At 50.9% G+C, this 24,142-nt stretch carries 23 protein-coding genes and 1 pseudogene; 6 read left to right on the top strand and 18 right to left on the bottom strand.

Annotated elements, in window-relative coordinates:
* Position 1: 1 nt before the first annotated feature.
* The 17 genes and pseudogenes from OCV82_RS06570 to OCV82_RS06490 all read right to left on the bottom strand — a co-directional run bounded on the left by OCV82_RS06570 (position 2) and on the right by OCV82_RS06490 (position 18,442).
* Complete coding sequence (locus tag OCV82_RS06570; protein WP_253280247.1) at positions 2–1,309, bottom strand: zincin-like metallopeptidase domain-containing protein; 1,308 nt, start codon at positions 1,307–1,309, stop codon at positions 2–4.
* A gap of 13 nt (positions 1,310–1,322) precedes the next feature.
* Complete coding sequence (locus OCV82_RS06565; RefSeq protein ID WP_057258715.1) at positions 1,323–3,134, bottom strand: reverse transcriptase/maturase family protein; 1,812 nt, start codon at positions 3,132–3,134, stop codon at positions 1,323–1,325.
* A 566-nt stretch (positions 3,135–3,700) separates the two neighbouring features.
* Positions 3,701–4,201 (bottom strand): annotated as a pseudogene (locus OCV82_RS06560) (ArdC family protein); the annotation flags it as partial.
* A 5-nt stretch (positions 4,202–4,206) separates the two neighbouring features.
* Positions 4,207–4,815, bottom strand: a complete 609-nt coding sequence (locus OCV82_RS06555) for a hypothetical protein (protein WP_004320554.1) — start codon at positions 4,813–4,815, stop codon at positions 4,207–4,209.
* Between the two features lie 272 nt (positions 4,816–5,087).
* Positions 5,088–6,644, bottom strand: coding sequence for a glucosaminidase domain-containing protein (locus OCV82_RS06550; protein ID WP_004320549.1), 1,557 nt, complete (start codon positions 6,642–6,644; stop codon positions 5,088–5,090).
* A gap of 12 nt (positions 6,645–6,656) precedes the next feature.
* A complete protein-coding gene (locus tag OCV82_RS06545) occupies positions 6,657–8,918 on the bottom strand; it encodes a MutS N-terminal domain-containing protein (RefSeq protein ID WP_004320548.1) in 2,262 nt (753 codons plus the stop codon).
* Positions 8,919–8,945: 27 nt separating this feature from the next.
* The gene (locus OCV82_RS06540; RefSeq protein ID WP_004320545.1) at positions 8,946–10,745 is read right to left on the bottom strand and encodes a hypothetical protein; all 1,800 of its coding nucleotides are present in this window, start codon (positions 10,743–10,745) and stop codon (positions 8,946–8,948) included.
* 8 nt (positions 10,746–10,753) lie between these two features.
* Positions 10,754–11,035 (bottom strand): hypothetical protein, encoded by a 282-nt coding sequence (locus tag OCV82_RS06535; RefSeq protein ID WP_004301295.1) that lies wholly within the window; start codon positions 11,033–11,035, stop codon positions 10,754–10,756.
* A 23-nt stretch (positions 11,036–11,058) separates the two neighbouring features.
* Positions 11,059–11,889 (bottom strand): M23 family metallopeptidase, encoded by an 831-nt coding sequence (locus tag OCV82_RS06530; RefSeq protein ID WP_004320543.1) that lies wholly within the window; start codon positions 11,887–11,889, stop codon positions 11,059–11,061.
* Between the two features lie 25 nt (positions 11,890–11,914).
* Positions 11,915–12,580 carry a hypothetical protein gene (locus OCV82_RS06525; RefSeq protein ID WP_004320541.1) on the bottom strand — a complete coding sequence of 222 codons (666 nt, stop codon included), beginning with the start codon at positions 12,578–12,580 and terminating at the stop codon, positions 11,915–11,917.
* Between the two features lie 13 nt (positions 12,581–12,593).
* On the bottom strand, positions 12,594–13,277 hold the full coding sequence (locus tag OCV82_RS06520) for a hypothetical protein (protein ID WP_004320540.1): 684 nt from the start codon (positions 13,275–13,277) through the stop codon (positions 12,594–12,596).
* A gap of 13 nt (positions 13,278–13,290) precedes the next feature.
* Complete coding sequence (locus tag OCV82_RS06515; protein ID WP_004320537.1) at positions 13,291–13,980, bottom strand: hypothetical protein; 690 nt, start codon at positions 13,978–13,980, stop codon at positions 13,291–13,293.
* Positions 13,961–14,458, bottom strand: a complete 498-nt coding sequence (locus OCV82_RS06510; protein WP_004320535.1) for a PH domain-containing protein — start codon at positions 14,456–14,458, stop codon at positions 13,961–13,963. Before OCV82_RS06510 ends, OCV82_RS06515 begins: the two co-directional genes overlap by 20 nt.
* A complete protein-coding gene (locus tag OCV82_RS06505; protein WP_004320533.1) occupies positions 14,455–15,843 on the bottom strand; it encodes a toprim domain-containing protein in 1,389 nt (462 codons plus the stop codon). Before OCV82_RS06505 ends, OCV82_RS06510 begins: the two co-directional genes overlap by 4 nt.
* A gap of 3 nt (positions 15,844–15,846) precedes the next feature.
* Positions 15,847–17,424 (bottom strand): hypothetical protein, encoded by a 1,578-nt coding sequence (locus OCV82_RS06500; RefSeq protein ID WP_004320531.1) that lies wholly within the window; start codon positions 17,422–17,424, stop codon positions 15,847–15,849.
* Between the two features lie 16 nt (positions 17,425–17,440).
* Entirely contained in the window at positions 17,441–17,665 is a 225-nt protein-coding gene (locus tag OCV82_RS06495; protein ID WP_004320530.1) for a hypothetical protein, read from the bottom strand.
* Between the two features lie 18 nt (positions 17,666–17,683).
* The gene (locus OCV82_RS06490) at positions 17,684–18,442 is read right to left on the bottom strand and encodes a DUF4099 domain-containing protein (protein WP_004320528.1); all 759 of its coding nucleotides are present in this window, start codon (positions 18,440–18,442) and stop codon (positions 17,684–17,686) included.
* A 219-nt stretch (positions 18,443–18,661) separates the two neighbouring features.
* Here OCV82_RS06490 and OCV82_RS06485 point away from each other — a divergent pair, with 219 nt between their 5' ends.
* Entirely contained in the window at positions 18,662–19,315 is a 654-nt protein-coding gene (locus OCV82_RS06485; protein ID WP_004320525.1) for a M23 family metallopeptidase, read from the top strand.
* A gap of 5 nt (positions 19,316–19,320) precedes the next feature.
* Here OCV82_RS06485 and OCV82_RS06480 read toward each other — a convergent pair whose 3' ends face one another.
* Complete coding sequence (locus tag OCV82_RS06480; protein ID WP_004320523.1) at positions 19,321–20,595, bottom strand: ATP-binding protein; 1,275 nt, start codon at positions 20,593–20,595, stop codon at positions 19,321–19,323.
* A 284-nt stretch (positions 20,596–20,879) separates the two neighbouring features.
* Here OCV82_RS06480 and OCV82_RS06475 point away from each other — a divergent pair, with 284 nt between their 5' ends.
* The 5 genes from OCV82_RS06475 (at position 20,880) to OCV82_RS06455 (ending at position 24,135) form a co-directional block, all read left to right on the top strand.
* Complete coding sequence (locus OCV82_RS06475; RefSeq protein WP_004320520.1) at positions 20,880–21,104, top strand: DUF7688 family protein; 225 nt, start codon at positions 20,880–20,882, stop codon at positions 21,102–21,104.
* A 47-nt stretch (positions 21,105–21,151) separates the two neighbouring features.
* Positions 21,152–21,784, top strand: a complete 633-nt coding sequence (locus OCV82_RS06470) for a hypothetical protein (RefSeq protein WP_004320516.1) — start codon at positions 21,152–21,154, stop codon at positions 21,782–21,784.
* 600 nt (positions 21,785–22,384) lie between these two features.
* The gene (locus OCV82_RS06465) at positions 22,385–22,726 is read left to right on the top strand and encodes a hypothetical protein (protein ID WP_004320512.1); all 342 of its coding nucleotides are present in this window, start codon (positions 22,385–22,387) and stop codon (positions 22,724–22,726) included.
* Between the two features lie 10 nt (positions 22,727–22,736).
* Positions 22,737–23,099: a hypothetical protein gene (locus OCV82_RS06460; protein ID WP_004320510.1), complete on the top strand. Its 363-nt coding sequence runs from the start codon at positions 22,737–22,739 to the stop codon at positions 23,097–23,099.
* Positions 23,100–23,379: 280 nt separating this feature from the next.
* Positions 23,380–24,135 carry a ParA family protein gene (locus OCV82_RS06455; RefSeq protein ID WP_004320508.1) on the top strand — a complete coding sequence of 252 codons (756 nt, stop codon included), beginning with the start codon at positions 23,380–23,382 and terminating at the stop codon, positions 24,133–24,135.
* Positions 24,136–24,142: the final 7 nt, after the last annotated feature.

The raw sequence follows: 24,142 nt of genomic DNA, 5'->3' as shown, positions 1-24,142 counted from the left end.
CTTACCGGCGCATACCGCTGCCGTATTCTGCCTCTTGTAGTTCTGCCCGATACTCTTCCAGCTCGTTCAGCTTCTCGTTCACGGCTTGCAGATTGGCATCCAGCCCGACATTGTGGTCGTAAGGGAAACGATGCTGCGCGACCAGCCCGGCATTGGTGGGTTGCCCGACATCAAGCGTATCGGATTCCTTGTTATATTCGACATATAGCACTTCACCGTTCGGCATCTCGAAGGCCGGAATCTTTTGATACGCCAAAGCGGAGAACTGTTCCGCCGCCATCTCCCTGGCAACCCCTTTTATTGTATCTCCGGCGATATCGACACCGTAACGCCGGATATGGTCTCGGATTTCCTGCTCCGTGAATTTCAACATCACCTCGTAGGTTCCCCCGACACTCCCGTTGTACACGACAGCGAAATTCTCATCCTCGGCAATAAGGCTGTCACCCTTGTTGTTCGTGGCCGATAAATAAGTATGCTGTTCGTTGATGCCATTGCCGTCGTAATACTCCTTGGCAAGCGTCAGCAATCCCTCGTAATCGCCTTTCTCCCGAAGTTCGTCAAGCTGCCTCGTGTCATCCGAAAATTGGAGATACGCAACAGAAGAATAAAATGTATTCTCCTTTGCTGCCGCTCCGTTTTCCTGCTTCTCGCCGACATTTTGTTCCAGTTCTTGCGCTATCTTATCCACCTTCTGGGTAATCATCGAGGTTGCCCTTTTCACGTCCAGAAGCGTTGTCTTGATGAACTGTGGCGATTCCTTCAGCTCATCAAGCCAACCTTTAAGATACGCGCAACTGTCCTCCTTGATATGCTTGGTCATGCCGTAACGCTGTGCGACCAGTGCGCTGCCTAACTCTGCCACCAGTTCCTCACGGGCATATTCAGGAGAACCGAAAGTAGTCGGCTTGAACCTGTCAAGTACGTTTTCCGCTCCGGTGGAGTGCGTCATCTCGTGGAACAGTGTCCCGTAGAACGATTCTCCCGATTTGAACTGCTCCTTTTCGGGTACGATGATTTCGTTCTTCGTGATGGAATAGTAGGCGTCATTCTGATATTTCGGCGTAATCGGACAAATCCACAGGTTATCCCTTATCATCGTATCGACTGGGGCAAAACTGAAATGCTCGCCCTCCTCGATTGCCGGACGCGAATTTTCTCGCTCCAGTTTTTGCCACAGCTCCGGTCTCGCTTCCTGCAAGTTAGTTTGTAGGCTCGGTATGCAGCGCCTTACCGCCTTACGGCGGCAGGTTTCCGCATACCTGCCCCTAAACCGTACGTACACGTCTCCGTGTATACGGCTTGCCATTAGTAAGCTCACATTATTTCCCATGAAACTGAATTATAGCATTACAAGATTCACACACTACAAGCGTCTTACGATGTCTCGACAACATCAACTTGCCCCATGGAGTTTCTCCCTTTACCCCAACAAGAGTGCGTATATGATGCATTACGACGTTAGTGTCAGTTGCACCACACATTTCACAGGTTTGCTGTTTCAACCTTTCTGCAAGGCTTGGTTTGGGAACATACATAGTGCATGGGGTACGGTCGAGAAAATCGTCCGTTAATGAGCTTTTACGTTTGAATCCCTCTTTATAGAGTGTTCTGAACCGTTCTTTGCCTTTTGCATCCTTATATGGGATGACAAAATTCTTGCCTTTACGGTACTTGTCTCTGATTTGCCCTACATGTCTTCTTAATTTTTGACCAAGAGTCATATAAAGACTATACTCCATAATGTAGCCGAAATCGGCACATGTTGACGAAACATTGTTGGCTATACAGTAATAGTTGTAGAAGCCTTTGATTTCCAAGTTGAATTGTGCAAGGATGTCTTCGGGTTTCATACCGACCATTTTCTCCCGTGATTTTGGCTTCCATACATCTTTGCCGTTTACGTTCGTAAACTTTACAGCATCGTAGCTAAGAAGCTTCTTTTTCACTGTTTCAGAAGAGAGCATAAGCATGACCTTTCCAACAAATTCTCGCTTTTTGATTCCTTTGCTGTTCCTTTTAAACACATCCAATGTCCTAACGGTGATGTCAAAACCGAGGAATTTAGCGTTCTCTTTTGCGTGAGTTATGAGTGTCTTCTCAGCAGAAAGTTCGAGTTTAAGGTTGTTCATCATATATTCTGTGATGTCTGCCTTGATTCGTTCACAATCTGCTTTTGACCCTATAACTCCAATCAGAAAATCGTCTGCGTACCTCACGTATTTCAATCTCCGATAATTCTCATCCATTGGAAGTCTGTATGTCATCTTATTTTTCTCTTCGTGCATGGCTTTTATTTTCATCAACAGTTCTGCTTTTACAGTTTCATCTGTTTCCGCTTTCCATTTCTTCCTTAGGTTTACTGTTTTCGTGTTGAGACAACAGTATTCTTTGTTGTGAGCCCTTTCTTTCCCTTTGTCGAAGTGTGAAATATACTCTTTCATGTACTTGTCGAACCTGTCAAGATAGATGTTTGCCAAAATAGGACTGATTATTCCACCTTGAGGAGTTCCCGAATACGTGTTGTTGTACTTCCAGTCTTCGATGTACCCCGCTTTGAGAAACTTTCTGATAAGACGAAGAAACCTTTCATCTGCAATACGCTCTTGCATAATGCTGGCGAGTACATCGTGGTCTATGTTATCGAAGAAGCCTTTTATGTCTCCCTCAATAAACCACTTTGCACCTGTAAAAGTCCTTTGAATGCTTGTCAGAGCTGTGTGGCAGCTCTTATGAGGTCTGAAACCATGAGAGGTGCTTTCAAAGTGCCCCTCATAGATGGCTTCAAGAATCATCCGAACTACCTCTTGCACAAGCTTGTCCTCTACGGATGGTATACCAAGAGGGCGTTTCTTGCCGTTCTTCTTTGGTATATACACCCTTTTAGCAGGATGCGGCTTGTAGGATTCATTCCTAAGTGTTTCGATGAGACGTTCAATTCTTCCAATGCTCATTTGGTCGATAGTCTGACCATCTGTGCCTGGAGTCATATTGCCTGGCTTCGCATATATGCGCTGATAGGCAATGAAGAACATCTCTTTGTTGAACAGAATGCGGTACAGTCGCTCAAACTTATAGTCCGAGACCTTACTGTGCTGGCATAATGTGTTTAATACAATCTCTGGATTTCTCATAACGAATCTCTCGTTTTCTTTTGTTTGTATTAAAGTTACTAACTACTCCCCTTCGCCATGTACAAGGTTTTCCCTTGCTCAGACTACTACGGGAGTTCCGTTACCTTGTCGGATATTCAGAGGCAAATCCTCATAGCCTTACGGCGTTCCGATTTAGGTAATCTCCGTTTAACCACGTAATAACGTCTATCTTTCGATAGGCAACAGATTGTCGGATGCGACTTTCGTTCTTTTCTCCACTTACTGCGGTCGTGTCATGGCTTGTTCTTGCTACTTGCCCTCGCGCAATGGGCTGTAGTACCATGATGTGGCGTATATAACTGCCTTTCGCCACAACTTCAACTTCTGTCACTGAACTATCATTCAACCAATCAGGCTTCATCCTCATATCTGTCTTTCCCCTTGCAATTCAGTCGTAGCATGGCAATTAGCTAACTTATCGCTTTACTGACGTGCTGTGTTCCTCTTTGAGTTTCCTCTCCGAGTAAGTCAGTCGGGGATAGGTCTATTGTTTATTTCTAAACTTTGAACACTAACCTAATCTCTTATTATCGAGATATTTATTACGCGACCATTACGGACGCACGCGCGACATTGAAGACCCGGAACACCTGCATCTTCGGATAGACATTGTATTGTTCCTTTTCGTCATCGGAGAGTTTCTTGTAATCGTCATACTTGATTTTCTCCTTAGTCTCCTTATGGATACAAGTGAACGTGGTGAGCATGACCGGAAAGGATTTTTCACCACGAAGCACGGAGACACGCGGCAGTTCCTCTCCATCCTTTCCGGGCTTATTGAGCTTCTGAACACAATCGAACGTGCAGAAACGGGGAATCTTGTACCCTTCGTTCTCGCAGTGCAAAAGCAGCATAAAAGCATTCATCCCGTTGTACTCGCGCCCGTGAAGGTTGCGGGGCCACTGTAGCGTACCCTCCGTAAACCAAGGCTTTTTCCAGTCCTTTTGAATGCCCTCGATTTTCTCGATCATCATTTCGGCGAACAGGTCAAGAGCCTTGTCCTCGCTGTTCGGTCCGTCGGCATTCTTCTTTCTGTAACCGGCCATAACCCTTATTGATTATAGTTAGACGAATCCGCCACATATTGCGTCAGTTCCTCCATCTTGCAGGAAAGGTTGATTTTCCCGTTGTGTGCCGACAGGTTCATTTCACCTTTGGCATCCACCTTTACACCCGGCTGCAACCACGCTTCGCGCTCCTTACCGAAACAGAAGAAGCGCACCCACTGGTACTCGAAGCCGTCATCGACCTTCTCTGCGCTAAACGCCGAGAACACCGTATAAGGCTGGTCTTTCTTATCCCTTTTTTCCTCGATGTTCTGGCCGACCTTACCACGAAACACCAGCTCGCCCTTGACGCAATCCGCATCATCCGTAGCGGCATTGCAGATTTCATCGGCGAACAGGTTGAAATATAGCTTGTCGCCCCGGCGTTTGAGATACATCGTACCCCTCACTTCTACACGGGAGCCGTTCCGATAACCGGCGGCTTCCTCCTGACAGCCCTCCTTGCGGACATCCACCTCGATAGTGTGCCCGCCACCCGTCGCCGGAATCTGTACCCGGAGCGGAAACACCAGAAATTCTTTCTCTTCTTTATTCTTGCGAACCGACGCATCGCGGCCGATAACGCCGCATACCGTAACATTACATTTAATCATCTGTTTTTTGTCTTTAATGATACATGGATCATCCGGACAAGTGATACATGGGTTGATTGATGTTGAACTGTTGTAGAGTGCGGTCAGTCGGGTGCGCGTATCATCGCCCAGACCATCCATCCGGCGATGGCTAATTGCACGCCCACGACAACGAGCGTCCCGATCCATCCCAACAGCAGGTAGCAGAACCGGAGGTGCAACGCAAGGAGGGAAACTCCCGCCAGACACTTGCATAGCTGTATCATCACGCATTTTATCATATCGCCATGCCTTTATCTTCGCAGGTTTTCCGTTTGTCCCTGTTGCCGGGTCATCCCCTGCTCAAAATTCTGTGAGGCCGCTTCCGACAGGATAACCGTATTCAGCATACCGGTTACACGCATCTGTTTGGCCTCTTCCGTGAGTGTACCGTTGTTCAACGTGGCAGACAACCGGTTCAGCTCGGAAGCGGTCAGCTCCCGCGAGACATGCAGTTCCCCGTTGTCCGCTTTCAGAATGGCCTTGCCGTTCTCGCCGATAGTCAGGTCGCAGTTCTTCATATTCGGCAACAACGGCTTCAGGTCGATGGTACGAAGATCCATCGCGGCGGATATCGCCGTCTTCTGTTCCTCTTCCTCCCGGTTATCAATCTGTGTGGCTAAAAGCATCAGGGAGGCGAAAGCGGTCATCGCCATCTCCACAATCGGGTCGTTGCATCCCGATATTCCCACACCGCTATCCTCCGACGAAAGGAGTTTTTTCATCCATCCGTCTGGCGAAAGGTTCTTTTCAGGCACGGTATCTTCCGCCGCCTTGTATTTGACGAGCAGGTCATTTCCGTTGTGCAGCATTTGCAATTTGATATGTCCTTTCTGTGCGATTTCAGCCAGATACGCCGCAGGGTCTATATCCCGTTTCGTCCCGTCGGCATAGATATTCTTCACACCGAAATGCAGATGTTCCCCGGTCGTCCGTGTCCCCGTATTGCCCGATGTGCCAAGCCGTCCGCCTGCCTGTACCGTATCGCCGACCTTGACGGAAATCTCCTTGAGGTGCATATAGGTACATTGTACCTTGCTGCCGTCCGTCCGAGCATATTCCACCGTCAGCGACTTGCCGCCGGGTGTATTCTTGTTCTGGTTTACCGCCACGACCTTGCCGCCGCTCTCCGTAGCCAGTACCGCGTCGGCTTTGCAACGGATATCCACGCCCTTGTGCATCTGTTGCTTTGTGCTGTCCAACGGGTCTTGCCGTGTTCCGAACGGAGAGGTAATGAACAGAAATTCCTCCCGTTCCACCGGGAACGAATACCCCGTTCCATGTTCCGCACTCTCGGAAGTCTGGAGCGGATTGTGTTCCACCCCGAACTGCCGGCCTTGTGCCGTCATCTCCTGCATCACCTGTCTGTCATACTTCTGCAAGCCGTTCTGCTCAATGATTTTCTGCAGGTTCTCGGCATACTTGCCGCCTGTGGCGTAACCGGCTTTCTCAATGCTTTGTGCCCAGCCCTTGTAATCGTCCGGGGAGAGTTTGAAGCAACCGGCATAGCGGCTGTTCTCCTTCAAAAAGCGGGAATGATGCTCGTATGAATCACCCACGCTGTCATAGCTGCAGAACTTTTCATTCGGCTTATCATCGGTGTAGATTCCGTATTTGCCGCCTTCGGCAATCCACGAGGAAGTTGCCTTGATGCCGAAATGGTTGTTCTCGTTCCTTGCCAGACGGCTCTGTCCGTTGCTGCTTTCCAGTATGCCTTGCGCCAATGTGACGGAAGCCGGGATGCCATACCTTCGCATCTGTGCCATCGCATAATCTGCGTATTGCAGTGCATATTCCTGATTCTTGGTCATAATCGTCACTCCTTATCTATGAATACCCCTATGTGTTTCCTGCTCGTCCTGCCGTTTATCCTGTAGCTCTATCTCACTGATGGCGACACGCTCACCAGCACGGACAAGTTTGGGCAGATAGCTGTCCAGTTGCGTCCTTGGGAACTCTGCGAAAGCCGAAAATCCACGTTCCGGATATTTCTTCATCGTAATCCCCAATATATCAGCTCCCTTTGCCGCATCCTCATTATAAAGCCGATAGACTTCTCCTGCACGAATCAGATACAGGGCGTCGGGATGCTTTTCCTTGAGGTTGTCCCAAAACTGCCGTTTCGGAGACATATTTTCATCATTCGTCTCTTCCGACCGATTTTCCGCCACCACCTCATTCTGTTGCCGTACCTGCTCTTCCGCTTTCTGTTCCCCGACGGATTGTCCCTTTTGCAGCACATCGGCAAACAGCGTAGCCGCCAAATGCCGCTTGTAGCCGTCACGGTCTTCCGCCACCCACATCCGTTGCCACTGCTGTGGAGTGACGCTGCGGGGCTGCAGCTTTTGTCCGTCGATGGTTGCCACACACTGGATTCCATCCTGCCTGGTCTTGAAGATGGCAACACGCTGAATACGGTTCAGGTCAATCTCCGGCGTATCGCTGCCGAACAAATCCACTTTCAGGTCGGGTTTGACCTCCGCCAGTGCATAATACTTGTGCGCCAGCTCCATCCGTACCTTGTCGATGTTGTCCATCGCCTGCTTGAGCGTGGAGAAAAAACGGTTCACATCCTCCTTGTCGGGATAGACGCTGTACCCCTCCTTGTTTTCCGGCTTGATATAGAGTGCCCAACGGTTCTTGTCATCCTGAATCATCTGCACGGCATCGAACCCGACCTCATTCGCCCGTCTGACAGCTTCCGACACGTCCAGCGTGGAGAGCTTTTCCAACGTGTAGTTCCTTAACCGGGCCAGTGTCACCATTTTTTCATTGAAATAGCTGTCATCGGGTCTGTAACCCAATGCACCGTCAGTATTATAGAAACGCACCTGCTCGATACCCTCTTTCTGCAATGCCCGTTCGATACGCCCCTTGTTCATGCCGGGAATCTCGTTGTTCGCCTCGGTCGAAGCTCCTGCCGGCAAAATGACATCCGCCGATTTCGCCTCCCGGTCGATGACGAGGACGATGCTTTTCGCCGCCTTGTCCGGGTGCTGGCGGATTTCATTCGCCACAAAGTAATGCTTGGGCATCTGTTCCTGCATGGTCGTGGTCTGCCGTCTGTTTCGCAGGGTGGCGTACTCAATTTTCTCGCCCCGTTCCGCTTTTCGGATAACATCAAGCGCATTGTTCACGTCGCTTTCGAGAGCGTCCATTATACACGGGTTTTCCTTGAACTCCCGACACCAGTAATCCACCGTCTTCAGGCTTGCATCGGACAAACGCGCGGGCAGTCCCAGTTCCAACATCTTGATACCCGAAGCCAGTTCCACAACCAACCTTTCATATTTTACCGCATCCTCTGACGGAGCCACACCATTCTTCATGACCATGCCTTCACGGGCAAGTCGTTGTTGATGTCCTGTGGCACTCACGATCTGCCGCAAGGCTTCCTGCACATAATCGTGGTAATGCTCAAAATCCTTTTGGCGCGGCATATAGACCGCATCTTTGTCCGTCTCGTAATGAGGAACTCCGCTACCGTCCGAGCGCACGGGAACGAGGTTGTCCCGCATCTTCAATAGAAAGTCGTTGAACCGAGTGCGCAACCTGCGGTTGTCCGCCTCGGCATATCCTCTTTCCTGAACACTGCCGTCCTGCTTTACCGCATCCTCGTAAGCCGGCTTGTCCACGTAGGGCAACGTCGTCTGGTCGATATTGAAAAGCGTGCGGATTTCTCGGTTGTGGACACCCTTGAACTGTGCCTTCTGCTCTTCGTCCAATTGGAGATAGGCGGTACGGTCGATGGTTTCATTCGGATTGTTCCGGTTGACATACTTGTTCCAGTTATAGAACAGGAACGGTACGCCCTGCTCATGCTCCCGTACCGCAGCCCCCCGTGCCTTGGTTTCACTGTAAAGCGTGAACAGGTTGGTCTTGCATCCGTTATTGTCCGAATGCAAGGCCATAAAGAGGGCATTGAACGGGCTGGCCGAGACCCCTTGCGGATAGAGCCGGGGAAATCCCTTGCCCGATACGTTGAGCCAATGGCCGCCGGCGTTCGATGCCCCGCCCAGTGCGGCAGACAGCAGTTCCGTCTGCTTTTCTTCGGCTTTTTTTTCGATTTGCGACTTTTCTTTCATATCATCATGCTTTTATTGTTCATGGATTTATTGGATGCCCCGTGTGCGCACAATCGTCTCCCGCTGTCCGTCGTCGTAATTCTGCGAGGCAATATGGCGCAACTGGTCGCTCTTGGCAAGCACGGCGTTCGCCAGCGTGTTCAGCGGCAATGCCCCTGCACGGTAAGCCTCCGCGACGGTCGGCGTGAGCTGGATGGTACAAGGCACACGGTCTATCGTGGCGATGAGCGTGCTGCCTTGCAGTACAGGGTTTACGATACGGGAATTGAGCGGTTCGTCGGGATAACGGCGGTACTGGTTTTCCGTATGCACGTCGGCGGACGGCATGGGACGCCCCAACGCCTCGTGTCCAGCCTTGTTCAGCAAGTTCGCGCCGCCCAGACCGACAAGGAGCATCTTCAGCAGCGGGTTACGCACGAACAGACCGGCCACAATACTCGCTATCGGCAACAGGTTGTCCCCAAAGCGCAACGATTGCGTCTTGCCGGTAAAAGCTCCCAGCAGGATGTCGGGCAGCATGGCCATGACATATCCGAGGTTGCCCGTGATATCGCCCAATCCCTCTAATCCCAATGTACCGAGCAATCCGCTCCATCCGTTCGTGTTGGTCTGCACAGCCTCTCTCTCTTGCTTTTCTTCCTCATGTGGAATAACCACCTGCCGTTCCTCTTTCTCCACTTTTTCCCTCTGTTCCATTTCCGGCTGTGTTGATTCCTTTGTGGATTTTACAGCCGTTGCATTCTTATATTTCTCCAAATGCTTCAAATAGGCTTCTTCCTGTCCGGGAGCGACGATGAGCGGCACATCCTTGTACCGTTCGGCACGTTCATTTTTCTTTTCAGGGTGTCCGGGCTTTTCGGACATTTGGAAAGGGGTAAACTTTGGTGTCTGCATCCACTCCAAAAAATTAAAGTTCATCACAGGTATTTTTTTCTTCAACTGCTCGTTGGCCGCCACAATAAGCGCACTATCACCCGTCTGTACTGTTGCAGCCTCCTTACGGAAGTCCGTAAACACGTTCCGTTCGCTACCGAACACACCTTTGCTGATACATTGCTCCACAGAGAGCTTGGGCGACTTTTCAGGCTCGAAGCGTGAGGCGACTGCCGAGATAGCCACGTCCGCCCCGACAAACTTTGCCAATGTCGCCCACGAACCTGCGCCACCCATCATGACGGCATCCGCCGTTGCGCCCAATACCCGACCCGCACCTTTTTCCCATCCTTTCGGACGGTAGGCCGCTTCGCCCCGTGCCTCGATTTCCTCAGCAAGCGGCGAGCGGTTCAAGGTCTGCGAAAGTCCGAGCAAGCTTGATTCTGCGGCTTTGCGGATGATGTAGTCGGCTGACGATTTCGGCATTCGCTCCTTGACCAGCCGGTCGATCATCAGTTCCTCTACCCGGTAGTCCATATAGGCGTAGGCAAGGTCACCGCCCAATTGTTCCGACAGTTCGTTGTACCGTTCACGCCCGATTTCCCGCACGACGGTATCGCGCCATTGCCCGGCCATGTATGCGAGGTCTTGCTGTATCTCCTTGGAGCCGGTAATCTCCGCCTTGCACATTCCGATGTAGTCCTCCGTCGTCTTCGAGTTCCATTCGCCCGTAACCTTGAGTACCTGGTACGGGTCGCCCATCGGCTGTGCCGCAGACGCCATTGCGCTGAGTATGCCGCCCAATGAGGTGGAATACTCCCTCATTTCCTCGCCCTGCTTCTTCGTGAGGAAAGCCTGCGTTTTCGACATGACGGGAGCGAGATGGCAATGGAAATAATCGCTCACAAGACGTTCTATTTCCGCGAATTGCCGGCTATGTCTGATTCCATCCATGTTGTGTATTATATATTTATCTGTTTCAATAGCTGTTCTTTCGTCTGCTCGATGGCGTTGTGGTAAACCTCCATCTGCCGGGGAAAGAACTCTTCCAGCCATGCGTCCTTTTCGATGTTGTCCTGCATGAACCGTATCGCCTGCTCCCGTTCGATTTCGACGGATGTCTCGCCCTCTTCCCGATTGTTGAACCATGCCTTGGTCCACCAGCGCACACCCGCCCGGTCGGGATAGACCGTGACAAGCCTCGGTATGTCGAAGCTCTGTATGTCGATGTCCAGTTCCGCCAACGGGTCTATGATGCCGCCATAGGTCAGGGCTTCGTCATGGAGTTTTTTTTTATGTCGCTGCTCGCAGTGGAGAGGTACACATCATGCCGCAGGGCGAGGTAATGCAGGAAATCCGCAATAAGGAGGTTCTGCACCTTGCAGGCCAGCGGCATGGCCTTGTGTCCCAGTCCGAGCGGATTGGCCATGCTCGGCATATTCTCGTAGAAATACTCCTTCATCGCGCCCACCGTGAAGATGTGGCGTAGCGACTGCTCCGTATTCCGGGGCAAGGTGTATGCTCCATGCCGCAAATCCTCCATATAGTGCGGCAGGAAGTGCAGCATCAGTTCCTCTATCTCCCTTTTGTCCCGTTCATAATCGGTTTTCAGTTCCATCTCCAAGCCGGATAAATAGTCTGTCTCGTGTCCGCCGGCCTGACGCATTGCCTGTATGTTCCCGTACAGCATCGTCAGGAACTCCAGCGGGTTCAGTTCCTCGCCCTTGAAGCGGACGGTCATGTGCAGTTTGTCACCGCTCAAAGCTACCGTCTGTCCGGCCTTTACACGCTGTCCGAATTGAGCGAAGACATTGGACAGATTTCCGTATGTCACCTCATACTCCCCGTAGCGGATGGTCTGGCAGATGCCGTGTCCGGAATCGTTGCCCACGCCCGACACAATGCCGCTGGCGAGGGCAGAAAGCATATAGCACCGCACGTTGAAGTCAATGCCGTGATGAAAGAATTTCTCGCCCGTCGCCGGGTCGGTCTGTTCGCCGTAGCCGAGCGACAGCTCCACGTCTTTGCCCTGCTGTTCCTCGAAAGGCATACAATAACCGCTATCGGATTGCAGGATCATTTCTTCTGTATATTTCATGCTGTTTACCTATTGATTCATATCCCTATCTTCTCATCCCTCCGCCATGCGTCTGTTCCTCTGCCGGAAGTTCGGGCGTCCGGGTGCGCTGCACGTTTTCTGTCTCCGGCGTTCGGAAGACACCCGCATTGTTGCCGATGAGCATCATGCCGAGGAATGCGCCGGCAATCTTGCCCAGCCAGCCGAAGCGTCCGAATATGAGGAACGCCGCCGCAACCAGCCCGGCAATACTCAGCCCCGACACGTTGCCGCTGCCGAGGTTACGGAAAAAGTTGCCGAACATATCAAGGCCTCCGCCACCGGAGGCTTGGCGCAAAAAGTTCGACACACCGTTCAGCTTGTTGTCGATGCCGGTTACCGCACCGCTGACCGAACTGACGGCTTCCCCGGCCTTGCCCGTCAGTTCACGCACTCCGTCCGCCGTCTCCGCGAGGGTATTCGTTGCCGGTTCGCCGATGACCGCATCGCTCACGATACGCACCACGCTTTTGTCGGTGGTCAGCTTCTCCCAGCCCACATAACCGACCGCACCGCCGATGGTCGCCGTCTTGACGGCCTGACCCGCGCCACGCAAGGTCTGCGAAGGGTGCAGCACTGCCTTACCCATACTTTTGCCGGTAGTCGCTGTAGCCGTACCGACACCTTTCATGGCCTTGCCGCCATATTTCAATAGTGTACTCCAAACGCCCATACGTTGTCTGTTTTTAAGGTCTTACATTTCTTCCTATCTGCCGCCAGCGTCTTTTGGCGGCTTCCACGATATCCCGTTTGTCGGCTGCCGGGCGTGCCCCCTCGTCGATTTCACGCCAGATGTCGCCCATCGTCGTGTATTTCACCGCCTTGGTCAGCCGTTGCAGTTTCTTGTTCATCATCTTGAGCTTCGGACGGATGCCAAATACGATTTCCATGCGCTCCTTCTCCGTCATTTTGTTGTCTGACAGGCACGCCATGCGGATGTCATTCACAATCTCCACGCTGTTCATAATCAGTTCCCGGTAAATGCGGTTCCGTTGCGTGGAGAGAGCAACGGCCAGCGCGTTGGGACTATTGCGGCTTACCTGTCTGGTAAAGTCTCCCATATTGTCCGTCAGCCTTGATATTTCGTGGTAAAAACCGTATATCTGCGCTGCGTAGCAGATTATCGACCGGAAAGAGTCCAAATAGTTGTTGAACTCCCGTTGCAGGTCGGTCGTGGCTTTCACTTCCTCTTTCGTCCACAGGTGTCCGGTGGTCTGTATCAGCATGACCTTCTCCTGGTTCTTCAGCTCCTTTTCCGCCTTGTCGGTATAGAGCAGGATCATCCCGGCAAGCACGGGGTCGTTCTGTGCCCGAACCTTGCCGATACCGATGCACAGCAATAAGATGCCTATCCAAATCGTCCGTTTCATCATTCACCTGATTTTATCGTGCAAGGACGGCAGCCCTGCGCCAACGGGACATGGCCATCCGTGCCGCCTCTCCGTTGTTGCGGTCGAGCATCCCGGCCGTCACGTTGTTCCACACGTCATTGAGGGTATAGTACCGTATGCTCAGGTAGAGCAGGTGCAGCTTCCGGCTGAAAACCGAAAGTTTGTCGTTCAACGCCCACAAGGTCTTGCTGCGTTCCGCACCCGTGAGCATATTCTCTTTGCCGCCCTTGGCCACTGCGTCATTCAGGAGCGTGAAGACCGATACCAGTTCCGTTGCCGTCTCGATATACAGATTGTTCATGCTCATGGAGGCGATGATGCCCTGCGGGTTGTTTCGGATGGCGTTGCCCAATTTCCCTAACGTGAGAAAGATTCTCACGCCGTCGTTGTAGAGATGGGTGCAGGCTTTCAGCGATGAAGCGTAGCCGCTTACCGTCTTGAGATAACTGTTGTACTGCTTCTCCCATTTGTGGATGCGGTTAAACTCGGCGGCGATGCTGTTCTGCAGCATAGCTGTCTTCGTCTGACCATTTATCTGTTTCTCTATTTGGTCATTGATAACCTCGTTGCCCTCGGCCAACGCCATCCATTCCAACGGATTGGACGCCGTGATTTGGGCTTTTGCCCAGTGTGGCATCAGGCAGAGGGCAAAAATGACCAGACTAATGATTCGTGATTTCATATATTCCCTTTTTTCGTTTGTTATACTCGACCCGTTCCCGGATAAGCGTTACCACATCGAAGTTGTGTCTGATGCCTACCAAATCAAGCCGGGGTGTATTCCTGTCCATCGAGAAGATGCGTACCGTCTTTAGGCCGCAAAGCTGCTGCATGAGGCTTTGGTGTTCCACAAAGTCCACGATACGATATTGTTCCATGTAGTCCGTCTTCCGGGACAGCACCCCATGCCTGCTGATAAGCTGCTCGCTACCGATGTGGTAGCGTGTCCGGCGCAGATAGATGAAACGGTACAGCAATGCCAAAGAAAGCAATGCGGCAACCGATACGGCAAGAGCTGTCAGAGGCAGTCCCTCCATGCCACCGTACACCCATGCTGCACAGCACAATACGATTGCGGGCAGCTCGTCGATGACGAACTGTCCGGCGTGCGGTTGCAGCACGATGCTTTGGAAATGTCCTGTGGGTGCATCGGTCATCATCGGCGAAAGTGTGTTTGTTGTTCCTCTTCCGGTGACTGTTCTCTCGCCTGTGTCTCATCGACCGTCTCTTCCTGTTTCTGCCCGGCCAAAAGCTGTTCGTTCCAGTCCTTGTTGGGATAGGTAGGCTGTTCACGGACAAAAGAGGCGTCATTCGCCTTGTCCAGACCGAGGAACTCCCGCAATCCTTCACGGAACTCCTTGTAATTTCCGTTCATGATATCCGTCTGTTCCCGTATGTCGTCCGGATGGCACAGGCCGCTCGAACGCATCGACATGGCTTCTTCCCATGCGGATTCATATTTCCCGTAGCTCGACCGCAAAGCGTCGGGCAGCAGGTCTATGTCTCCTTCATCGAGGTTCTTGCCGTCAGCGACGGAATCCAGATAAGGCTTCCGCTCCGGTGTCTCCTCGATGGTGGAACGGACAGCCCGGTACATCTCCTGTTGCAGGTTCTTGGCAAACTCGATTCCCGCAAGGTCGGTATCGAAACAGATGTGTTGCTTGGCAGGAAGCGAGAGCGTGAGGACACCCCGCATCTGTTCCACCGTCGGGTTACCGCCGGTAGATATGAAGACCGCTTTCCGCAAATCCTTGTCGTTGGCCTGATGAAGCTGGTAATAGGCCATCGCGTCGTATGCACTCTCGAACCAGTAGATATGCTTGGCTTCGGTAAGCGTAGTTTTGGCTGGGCTGGCAATCCATAGCCCTTGGCTCGAATTGCTCCCTTCCGCCTTCCCTTTATAACTGCCGCTGCCATCCATGCGAGGGCGCCCTCGCTCTTCCAGACCGACAACCTGTCCCGTATCTTTCGGAACGGTCAGCGGAAAGGCGAGGTTGGTGTATTTCATGCCGTCCTCACGGTGTTTCGTCGCCAGACAAAAGTTCCGGTGGAAGGCGTATTGCGTGTAAAGGTCGATGCCCCGATGCTTGAAGAACGGATAGAACTTCTTTTGTGTCGCCCGATCCTGCGGATTGAACTGGTGAATGTCGTAATCCGCCATGTCAAACGGCTTCACATCCCGTTTAGGCTGGATAATCCGGGTATCCCGGTCAGCGACGGGATGGTTCAGCAACCGGTTGCAGACAAGGTTTACCAGTCGGTCGGGAGACACACCGGCATGGTATTCCGCGAAAAAATGCGGATGCTCCTTGATAAAGGAAATGATGTTATACGACTTCTGCTGTTGCGGTTTGAAACAACATTTCCCTTGCTGCGTGACAATGAATTTGTCGTTGCGGATGCGCCGCCCCTCGCTGTCCAACCGGACATACGAGGGATAGCGCAGGCCGTCACGCCGGTTCAGGTGATAGCCCGCGTCGATAAGCACGTCCTGAATGTTCAGCCTGCGCAGAAAATCGTCATAAGTCAGTTCGCCCTCTCTCATGGTTTACCTCCCCATTCTCATATCATTGATTTCACGGTTCATCTCTGCCTCGAAACAACGGATGGCCACATCCCTCGGCGTATCGACACCCGGCTTGAAGTACGGGCGTGGCGGACCGCCGAAACACTCGCCGTAGAACTCCGGGGCATGGCAGTGATGGTGGATGCCGTGTGCGACACCCGCCGCGACTACCGTACCTGCGGTGAGGGCGGCAAAGATTTTCGTGCCGAGACCCCGCTGTGCTTCCGGGCGTGTTTTCATGTCCACTTCGCTGAAAATCTTGGAAAAGAGCTTCATCCGGTGATAGTCATCCACAGCAAGGAACTTGTCGTAGTCCCGTTGGGTTATCTCATGGCTGATAGCCTGACCGTCGATAACGGCGGTCATCCTGTATTTCCCCTCGGTCTGTGCCGGTTGAACGGCTATCTGGCTCACTTCGACTTCCCGCCCGTGTTTCTCTTCCCGATACCATCCCTTGTTTTCATTCAAAAACTGGAGGTCACGCCCGTCCACTACCGCACCGATATTTCCCTGTACGGATTCCTCTTGCTGTTGCAGCGAGGTTTTCACTGGCATAAAAGCCTCTTGCTCCTGCCGTTGGCGTTGTTTCAAATCCTGCTGTACTTCGGGATGCAGACCGATAGCGATGCGTTGATCGCTGTTGAGAGCCTCCATCGTCACTTTGTCGGAAAAGTCAGCCCCGATAATGCCGTTCAGCAGTTCCAGACGTTTCTCTACGGGCTGCTCCTCGATGGGTGCGGCAACCAGTGTCCTCACTTCCTCTTCCGTCAGGTCATAGACCATATCGGCTTGGACGCTTTCCGACTGCACGGTCAGCGTCTGCTTTTCCGCATCCACGACAAGACCGTGCGAGGCAAGGCACTCCGCCCATTTCTCGTTGGAGAAATAGACCGGAGAGGCTATAAGCTCCTTGTACGGCCGTGCCGGTTCCTTGCTGCGTGGACGGCTGACCATCGGCGTGATAGCCGCCTGCAAGTCCTGCAGCACATCCCGTTGCTGTACGGGCTGCTCCTGTTGATGCCCCTTGTAATAGAAGCCGTAACCGCCTGATTGCAGTTCGCCGGGCTTCATGCGCCCGTCGGGGCGTTCGGGTACGATGGACGGCCCCGGAAAGAACAGTTGGCCGCCGACCCTGCGAAGGTGGAAGCCCAACTGGTTGCGAGGTGTCCAGCCAAGGAACGGCGGGGGCATTCCCATACGCCCCATGCGCCCGTACTCGCCGATGACGATGCGGTAGCCGTGCAGCCCCATAGCCACACGACCGTTGGCATTGCGGGCATGGACGAAGTTCTTGGGCATATAGAAGTCCTTGCCCACGATGCTCGTCAGCACGTTGTAGGCCTTCTTGTTGGCAGTGTTCGTTCCCCAGTCCGTGAGTGCCAACATCTGACGTTCGGTGATCGGATAGACCAGCAGGGGCGAGTCATGTCCCTGCACGATCAGCCGATACCCTGCATCGTCAAGTGCAACATGGGCTTGAAGCCCGTTGCGCATCAGCATATCGCGCATTTCGGGCTGCAAGTCCATCTGCCGGGGATTGGTATTCGTTCGTATCGCCATAGTCTGATTGTTTTCGTTATGCGTCTCCGCTTTCCATTGCTGCCTCCAACTGTTCGTCCTTGAAGCGGACGAACTCGGCGGCGGATTCGTTGCCGACTGCAAGCCCTTTTTCCTCGCAGTAACGGGCGTATTCCTCCTGCCAGTCGGCGGAGAAATGATTGACGTAATCGAGCCAGCCGTATTCGCCGCTCTGCATCTTCCCGACAAGTACGTCTTCGGGATAATATTCGTTCTGTGCCATAATGTACGGATTGATGTTTTACTTATGGAGAGCTGTCGCACGATTGCGCTCGCCGCTCTTCTTCTGTTCGTTCCACAGCTCTTCGGTGTAGTCTTCCTCCGAAACGTAGTCAAGGTTACCGTCATCGTCCATGACCCAGCAGCCGTAGCACCCGAAGGTGTATTTGTCCCACTCTCGCTTGGGTTGGTTGCGCCATTGCTGCGCGTCGCCCGAACAGATGCGGATGCCGGTCTTGGCATGAAGGTCGATGCCCACTGTGGCAGGCTCGCCGCCCACGACTACCGTCAGCGGCTCGCCGTGCTGCATCCCGTTTACCTCCACCGTACCGAGGCGCATGACCTCGGCCAGCACTTTCAGGTTGCGTGCGATGATGGGCGTGGGGACATACATCACCTGTTTCGTCTCGGCGTCAATCTGTACGAAAGCCTTGCTGCTCCGTCCGTCCGACATTTCCACATCGGCGACAATCGCCTTGCCGTCGAGCAACTGTTTCTGCTGTGCTTCGTCATACCGCTCCAGTGGAGAGGATTTCAGTGCCGGATAGAACACCACATCCACCTGACCGTCGTCCATGCGGATAAAGGCAAAGCGGCTGCGGCTCTCGATTTGCCCGCCATGCTCGTCAGTGACACGCACGGGAAGCACGGGAGAATGCCGGCCGTTGCAGATGTCTTCCAACACACGCATCGGCAAGTCCTCGATCATTTCCCTTGTAAGACCGAATCGTTCCAGTGTCGAAAAGGGTAATTCATCAAATTCAATCTGAACTTTTTTCATACTATATTCATATTATAAAATTGTACTATACAAAGATAGAGACATCTTATTATGACGGACAAAAATACAGCTATATAAATGGTTGTAATATGCTGTTTTTATCTTCATTAGTACAATTATCTAATCAAAATCGTACTAATAGACGCAAAATATCAAACCAATACAAGAAATGACGGTAGTTTGTTTCCGACATGAAAATTCCCGTTATAACTTTGCCGAATGAGAAAAATTCTACTGATAGCAATATCGGGTATTTCATTCTGCACGATGCCCGTTCAGGCGCAGTTCAACACGATTGCCAAGACACCAGAAAGATACAAGGTAGAAGCCTTGCAGGAGGGTATGAAAAAGCCGGAGCCGACACCCGAAAGCATGGCTCCTGCACAGGAGACTTCGACAAAACCTGCCGATGAAAGTAAGAAGTTGTGGATTGACCGTTATCTCAGTGTGTCTTATCCATTGCAGCGCATCAGAATTACATCGCCATACGGCTACCGGAAAGACCCGTTTACCGGGAAGAGGAAGTTTCACGGGGGTATCGACCTGCACGCACGGGGCGAGCAGGTATTGGCCATGATGGAGGGGGTGGTCGTCAAAGTGGGACAAGACAAGACGTCCGGCAAGTATGTGACACTGCGGCACGGAAATTACACCGTCAGCTATTGCCACCTTTCACGGGTGCTGGCCGCCAAGGGTACGGTAGTCCGTCCCCGCGATGCCGTCGGTATTACCGGCTCGACCGGACGAAGTACAGGCGAGCACTTGCACGTCACCTGCAAGCTAAATGGCAAGAATATCAATCCCTCGGTTCTCTTCGATTACATCAAATCCATGCAGCAGGAGTGTGTGTCGGCATTAGCTGGACTGTTATAGGGCTGTTAAGCCAACACCTCATCCAGGTGACTGTAATTCAGAAGTTTGATTTCTCCAGCAGTATTTTCGAGTGTACCCGCATAGGCCACCGCCTTACCCAGTATGGTTTCTTTGACCCAGCCGTCCATTTGTTTCAACGCCTTCTCGAAGTCCGCATGGTAGGTCATCGCCGACTTGATTTCAATACCGTATAGCCCCGAATGTTTTTTCAACAGCAAATCGACCTCGTTCTGGTTCGAATCCCTGTAAAAATAGAGGTTGCTTTCCTTGCCTTGGTTATACCGCCGCTTCAAGGCTTCCGTTACGATGAAGTTCTCGAACAACGCCCCACGCATCTTGTCCCGTGCAAGCTGTTCCGGCGATTCGATGCCGAGCAGGTGACAGGCAAGCCCTGTATCCGTAAAATAGAGCTTGGGAGTTTTAGTCAGCCGTTTGCGTGTGTTCTCGAAATAGGGAGGTAGCAGGAAAACAATATAAGATGCCTGTAAGACGGACAGCCATGCCGTAACGGTATGTGAACTGACACCGATTTCGTTGGCCAGTTCAGAGGCTTTGAACAGCGATCCGATACGTCCGGCGCAAAGCCTGATGAATGTGTGGAACTGCATCATGTCCTTGATTTGTAGCAGGTCGCGCACGTCCTTGTCCAGATAGGTTTTCATGTACGCCGGATAAAGAAATTTGGGTATGTTACGGCCCGAATAAATGGCAGGGTAAAACCCGTTAAACAGCAGGTTGTCAAGAGGCGTATCGGTGATCTGCTCCCGTATTTCGGAGTATGACAGGGGGAGCAACTCGAAAACGGCGGTACGTCCTGCCAAAGACTGTGTAACCTTTTTCAGCATGGCAAACTGCGAACTGCCCGAAAGGATAAACCGCCGGTCGGCATCATTGTCCACCATACCCTGAATATACGACAGCAGGTTCGGAGCGTTGTGTACCTCGTCAAGAATCATGCCCTCCGTGTGCTGGTTCAGAAAAGCGACCGGGTCGTTTTCGGCGAAACTCCGGACATCAAGATTTTCCAACGAGTAATACGGTAGGTATGAGAACAAGTTGCGGAGCAGCGTCGTCTTTCCGGACTGGCGCGGTCCTGTTACCGTAATGACTGAAAAATAGCGGTAAGCCTCTTCTATCACGGCGGATAGCTCCCTGTGGATATATTTTGCCTCCATACTGTTTATGCAATTTTGAAATACAACTGCAAAATTACATAAAATACGATACACCGCAAATTTTTCAGGGTATTTTCTCACATCCCAAGCCGTTTTTTCTATCATATACGACTCTTCTTTTTTACAAAATCCTTGCTTTTACCGGCAGGTCATTCTTTACTCTTTTCGTCGGCGAATGTAGGACGAAGCGCATAATCGCCAAGCCGCATTGCATTCGGATGACGAAAACAGACTGTTACACGGTCGGTTTTCTATCCGGGTTTGGCTTATGATGCCACAGCTTCATCCTCTGGCTGCCTCAAAAAGCTGAAAACAAACCTGCACGGCAAACGAAAGCAGGGAAAAAGAAAAATCAGCATGATAGTTCAACCAATTAAAAGTAAACAAGTATGGTAGAAGAAATTAGACAAGACGACAAAGTGATATTATCGAGCGAAGACGGTTTTTCCGTCCCTATGATTTTCAACAACCTTTGTGGAAAGAATTTCATTGGCAAAGAATACAAGGACTATATCAGGCATATAGCCTTTGAGGAAATGGGACTTAAGCCGGGCATCGTGTCCCATTATCGGGACGGTGTTCTATATAAGAACGGCACAATCCCGGAACTTTGAACAGGTAAACCAAAATAGGAACAGCAAAAATCAAAATTTATACAAATATGGAAACAACAACTATTCATCCGGCAGAAGCCTATCTCCGAAACGAGCAGAATTCCACCTCTTTATATGTAAGGATTGCAGGACAACGTAGGCGATTATTCATCAACCGCAATGAAAACGTCATCGGCATTATTGCGCCAAGAAAACGAAAAAGCGGGTACATCTTCACGGATTGGGCAAGCATTGAGAAGATATACTATCCGTCATCCTCTCCCGAAGATGCAGCGGACATAGGAAAGAAACAGGTCTTGAAATACCAGAAACTTGCCCGACTTGCCACGCATACGAATGATTGGCTTCGCAAAATCGCTAATGCCGATTTGGATAAATCCCTCTACGAGAACCGCATCACGACCGGCACACGCATCGACGGCAAGTGTATCGGACTTGCCACCATCGAGAAGTATTGCAGCAGTTGGGATATGGCTCGTTTCAGAACGGCACTGAAGCAAGGCGAAAAGTTTTCCACCGGACGCTTCGACTTTTGTGGCTATGACGGTACGTTATGGTGTGAGCCACGCGAAAATGGAGATATGGCGGCTGGATTCAGCAAAGAATACAGGAATTGTGGCAACGGCTACTATTATCTGCTTATCAACGATGAATACATGATAGGCTATGACATAGACTGAGTTATATGCAAGACCGTATCGGGCAAAGTCTCGGTACGGTTTGTTGTTCCGATCGACCAACGGCCTTTTATAAAATTCCTTTCTCCCTCATATAGCCTTACATCCTGCGGCCAGTTTGCTTCAAGCAGCCTCACGCATTTTGTGTAACACGTTACATAAAGTGCGTGAAGCCCCTTTTTGCAAAAGGACGGACACGGACAGACTTGGCATTACAGGGGGCGGGATAAATCCTGCCCTCTGTAGTCCCAAGACAGTCCATCGGAAAGTCCGTCCCGGCTGGCCGCCTCACTCTTTTATTCATAAATCTTTCCTTTTCTAACGGATTCCCATTAAACCCAAGTCCGCTGCCGTGCGACCTACGGAACAGAATTTTCCGCAAAGGTAACCGGCGGCTCCAATCCTGCCAATGCCGGCATACTGCCGCAAATGACACGTAAAAATCTTCCTCTCCGCTGTCGAGCGTATTTTTCCGGATCAGCCTTGTCCGATTGTTCCCCGCCACCTTCTGAAAGCAGAAAAATCTTCCCGGCGGTCGCAAACAGACCGAACAAAGGGAAATAGTAATCTTGATTCATGAGTATTACAAAAACAATAATAAGTATGGAAATATTAAAAATAGTAATTCCCAAGTGGAATATAGCGGAAATTACTGGCTATGACCCGATGACAACCTTTTGGCAGGACTTCTCTATGGCAGACAAGTTCGGGAATGAAGCCATAGCTGACACATACAGAAAGGTTAAGGCAGAATGGAAAGATAACTACAAGCATTGGACAGAGCTGTGCCTTGTACTTAATCACAAAATTTGGCAATGGCACGAGCGGGACAACCAGAAAGCCACGCTCTATGACCGCCGAATGGCCAGACGAGCTGCAGGAGTATTACTTTCAAATAACGGATTAAAGCAATCGGTAGGACGGTGTGAAGTCTCCCCACTATAAACTCAAAACTATGACCGCTCAAGAAAAGATACAAAAAGTAACGGAAATATCCCAAAGCAAAGGCTGGAGTATAAGTGTGGATGACAAAAATAAATCAAATATTCAGTTCGACTTCCAACGCTATACCAACTATGGGCAGGATTTTAATTTCAGTGCCGAAATGAAATGTGAGGACATTGATACCCTCATTGCTGACATGGAACAATATTTCGAGGGTTTTGACCCGGATTACGAAGCCTATCTATGGATTGGAAATGATGGGCACGGTAAAAATGGCGCACCTTACCACATCAAGGACATTGTATCGGATATGGAGGAAGCGGAAAAACAAATACACGACTTGTTGGAAGCACTTGAGACAGAATTTATCTAATGCGCATGATGATGATTTATAAGACTAATTCCAAAATGAGCTTATTTTGCTGTTATACAACAAATACTAAATGTAGTATATACTAAGGTTAGTAAAGTAGGATATTAGGAAATATCCCATCAGAAATGATAGAATGCACTACATTTAGTCAATCAGTATTTTAGTATAGTAGTAGATGCTATAATACTAAAATATACAAAAGTAGTAAAATAGTATACACTAATAATAGTAAATACTAAAAATAGTATTATCTTTGTATCAGATATAAAGACACGAAATTATGACAAAAATAATCGCAGTTTTGAACCACAAGGGCGGTGTCGGAAAGACAACTACCACCATCAATCTTGCTGCCGCATTGCAGCAGAAGAAAAAGCGTGTACTGCTCATCGACATGGACGGTCAGGCAAACCTCACGGAATCCTGCGGTCTCTCCATCGAAGAGGAACGGACGGTGTACGGAGCGATGAAAGGCGAATATACCTTACCGGTATTCGAGTTGGAAAACGGTCTTTCCGTTGTACCGTCCTGCCTCGATTTGTCGGCGACAGAATCCGAGCTTATCAACGAGCCGGGGCGGGAATTAATACTAAAAGGGCTGATTGCAAAATTGCTTGAAACCCGTAAATTCGACTATATCCTGATTGACTGTCCGCCCTCGCTGGGTTTGCTGACACTGAACGCCCTCACATCGGCGGATTTCCTGATTATCCCGGTACAGGCGCAGTTCCTCGCCATGCGCGGAATGGCAAAGATTACAAATGTGGTCGGGATTGTCAAGGAACGTTTGAACCCAAACCTAAATATCGGCGGCATTGTCATCACCCAGTTTGACAAGCGCAAGACGCTCAACAAAAGTGTGGCGGAACTAATCAGCGAATCGTTCTGCGACAAGGTATTCAAGACCGTCATCCGGGACAATGTATCATTGGCCGAAGCTCCGATAAAAGGCATGAATATCTTTGAGTATAACAAGAACAGCAACGGGGCAAAGGACTACATGGAGTTAGCAAAAGAAGTGTTGAAATTAAAATAAAAACGAT

The sequence above is a fragment of the Bacteroides cellulolyticus genome (assembly GCF_025567135.1).
GTDB lineage: Bacteria > Bacteroidota > Bacteroidia > Bacteroidales > Bacteroidaceae > Phocaeicola > Phocaeicola cellulolyticus.
The sequence above is the reverse complement of the archived record's forward strand: the minus strand, read 5'-3'. Positions and strand labels throughout refer to the sequence as shown.

Excerpts from the sequence above, each read along its gene's own strand:
- OCV82_RS06525 (WP_004320541.1), bottom strand. The coding sequence starts at position 12,580 with ATGGGCGTTTGGAGTACACTATTGAAATATGGCGGCAAGGCCATGAAA.
- OCV82_RS06520 (WP_004320540.1), bottom strand. The coding sequence starts at position 13,277 with ATGAAACGGACGATTTGGATAGGCATCTTATTGCTGTGCATCGGTATC.
- OCV82_RS06555 (WP_004320554.1), bottom strand. The coding sequence starts at position 4,815 with ATGATTAAATGTAATGTTACGGTATGCGGCGTTATCGGCCGCGATGCG.
- OCV82_RS06490 (WP_004320528.1), bottom strand. The coding sequence starts at position 18,442 with ATGAAAAAAGTTCAGATTGAATTTGATGAATTACCCTTTTCGACACTG.
- OCV82_RS06455 (WP_004320508.1), top strand. The coding sequence starts at position 23,380 with ATGACAAAAATAATCGCAGTTTTGAACCACAAGGGCGGTGTCGGAAAG.
- OCV82_RS06510 (WP_004320535.1), bottom strand. The coding sequence starts at position 14,458 with ATGATGACCGATGCACCCACAGGACATTTCCAAAGCATCGTGCTGCAA.
- OCV82_RS06470 (WP_004320516.1), top strand. The coding sequence starts at position 21,152 with ATGGAAACAACAACTATTCATCCGGCAGAAGCCTATCTCCGAAACGAG.
- OCV82_RS06515 (WP_004320537.1), bottom strand. The coding sequence starts at position 13,980 with ATGAAATCACGAATCATTAGTCTGGTCATTTTTGCCCTCTGCCTGATG.
- OCV82_RS06475 (WP_004320520.1), top strand. The coding sequence starts at position 20,880 with ATGGTAGAAGAAATTAGACAAGACGACAAAGTGATATTATCGAGCGAA.
- OCV82_RS06465 (WP_004320512.1), top strand. The coding sequence starts at position 22,385 with ATGGAAATATTAAAAATAGTAATTCCCAAGTGGAATATAGCGGAAATT.
- OCV82_RS06500 (WP_004320531.1), bottom strand. The coding sequence starts at position 17,424 with ATGGCGATACGAACGAATACCAATCCCCGGCAGATGGACTTGCAGCCC.
- OCV82_RS06540 (WP_004320545.1), bottom strand. The coding sequence starts at position 10,745 with ATGGATGGAATCAGACATAGCCGGCAATTCGCGGAAATAGAACGTCTT.
- OCV82_RS06460 (WP_004320510.1), top strand. The coding sequence starts at position 22,737 with ATGACCGCTCAAGAAAAGATACAAAAAGTAACGGAAATATCCCAAAGC.
- OCV82_RS06565 (WP_057258715.1), bottom strand. The coding sequence starts at position 3,134 with ATGAGAAATCCAGAGATTGTATTAAACACATTATGCCAGCACAGTAAG.
- OCV82_RS06485 (WP_004320525.1), top strand. The coding sequence starts at position 18,662 with ATGAGAAAAATTCTACTGATAGCAATATCGGGTATTTCATTCTGCACG.
- OCV82_RS06505 (WP_004320533.1), bottom strand. The coding sequence starts at position 15,843 with ATGAGAGAGGGCGAACTGACTTATGACGATTTTCTGCGCAGGCTGAAC.
- OCV82_RS06550 (WP_004320549.1), bottom strand. The coding sequence starts at position 6,644 with ATGACCAAGAATCAGGAATATGCACTGCAATACGCAGATTATGCGATG.
- OCV82_RS06495 (WP_004320530.1), bottom strand. The coding sequence starts at position 17,665 with ATGGCACAGAACGAATATTATCCCGAAGACGTACTTGTCGGGAAGATG.
- OCV82_RS06530 (WP_004320543.1), bottom strand. The coding sequence starts at position 11,889 with ATGAAATATACAGAAGAAATGATCCTGCAATCCGATAGCGGTTATTGT.
- OCV82_RS06480 (WP_004320523.1), bottom strand. The coding sequence starts at position 20,595 with ATGATAGAAAAAACGGCTTGGGATGTGAGAAAATACCCTGAAAAATTT.
- OCV82_RS06545 (WP_004320548.1), bottom strand. The coding sequence starts at position 8,918 with ATGAAAGAAAAGTCGCAAATCGAAAAAAAAGCCGAAGAAAAGCAGACG.
- OCV82_RS06570 (WP_253280247.1), bottom strand. The coding sequence starts at position 1,309 with ATGGCAAGCCGTATACACGGAGACGTGTACGTACGGTTTAGGGGCAGG.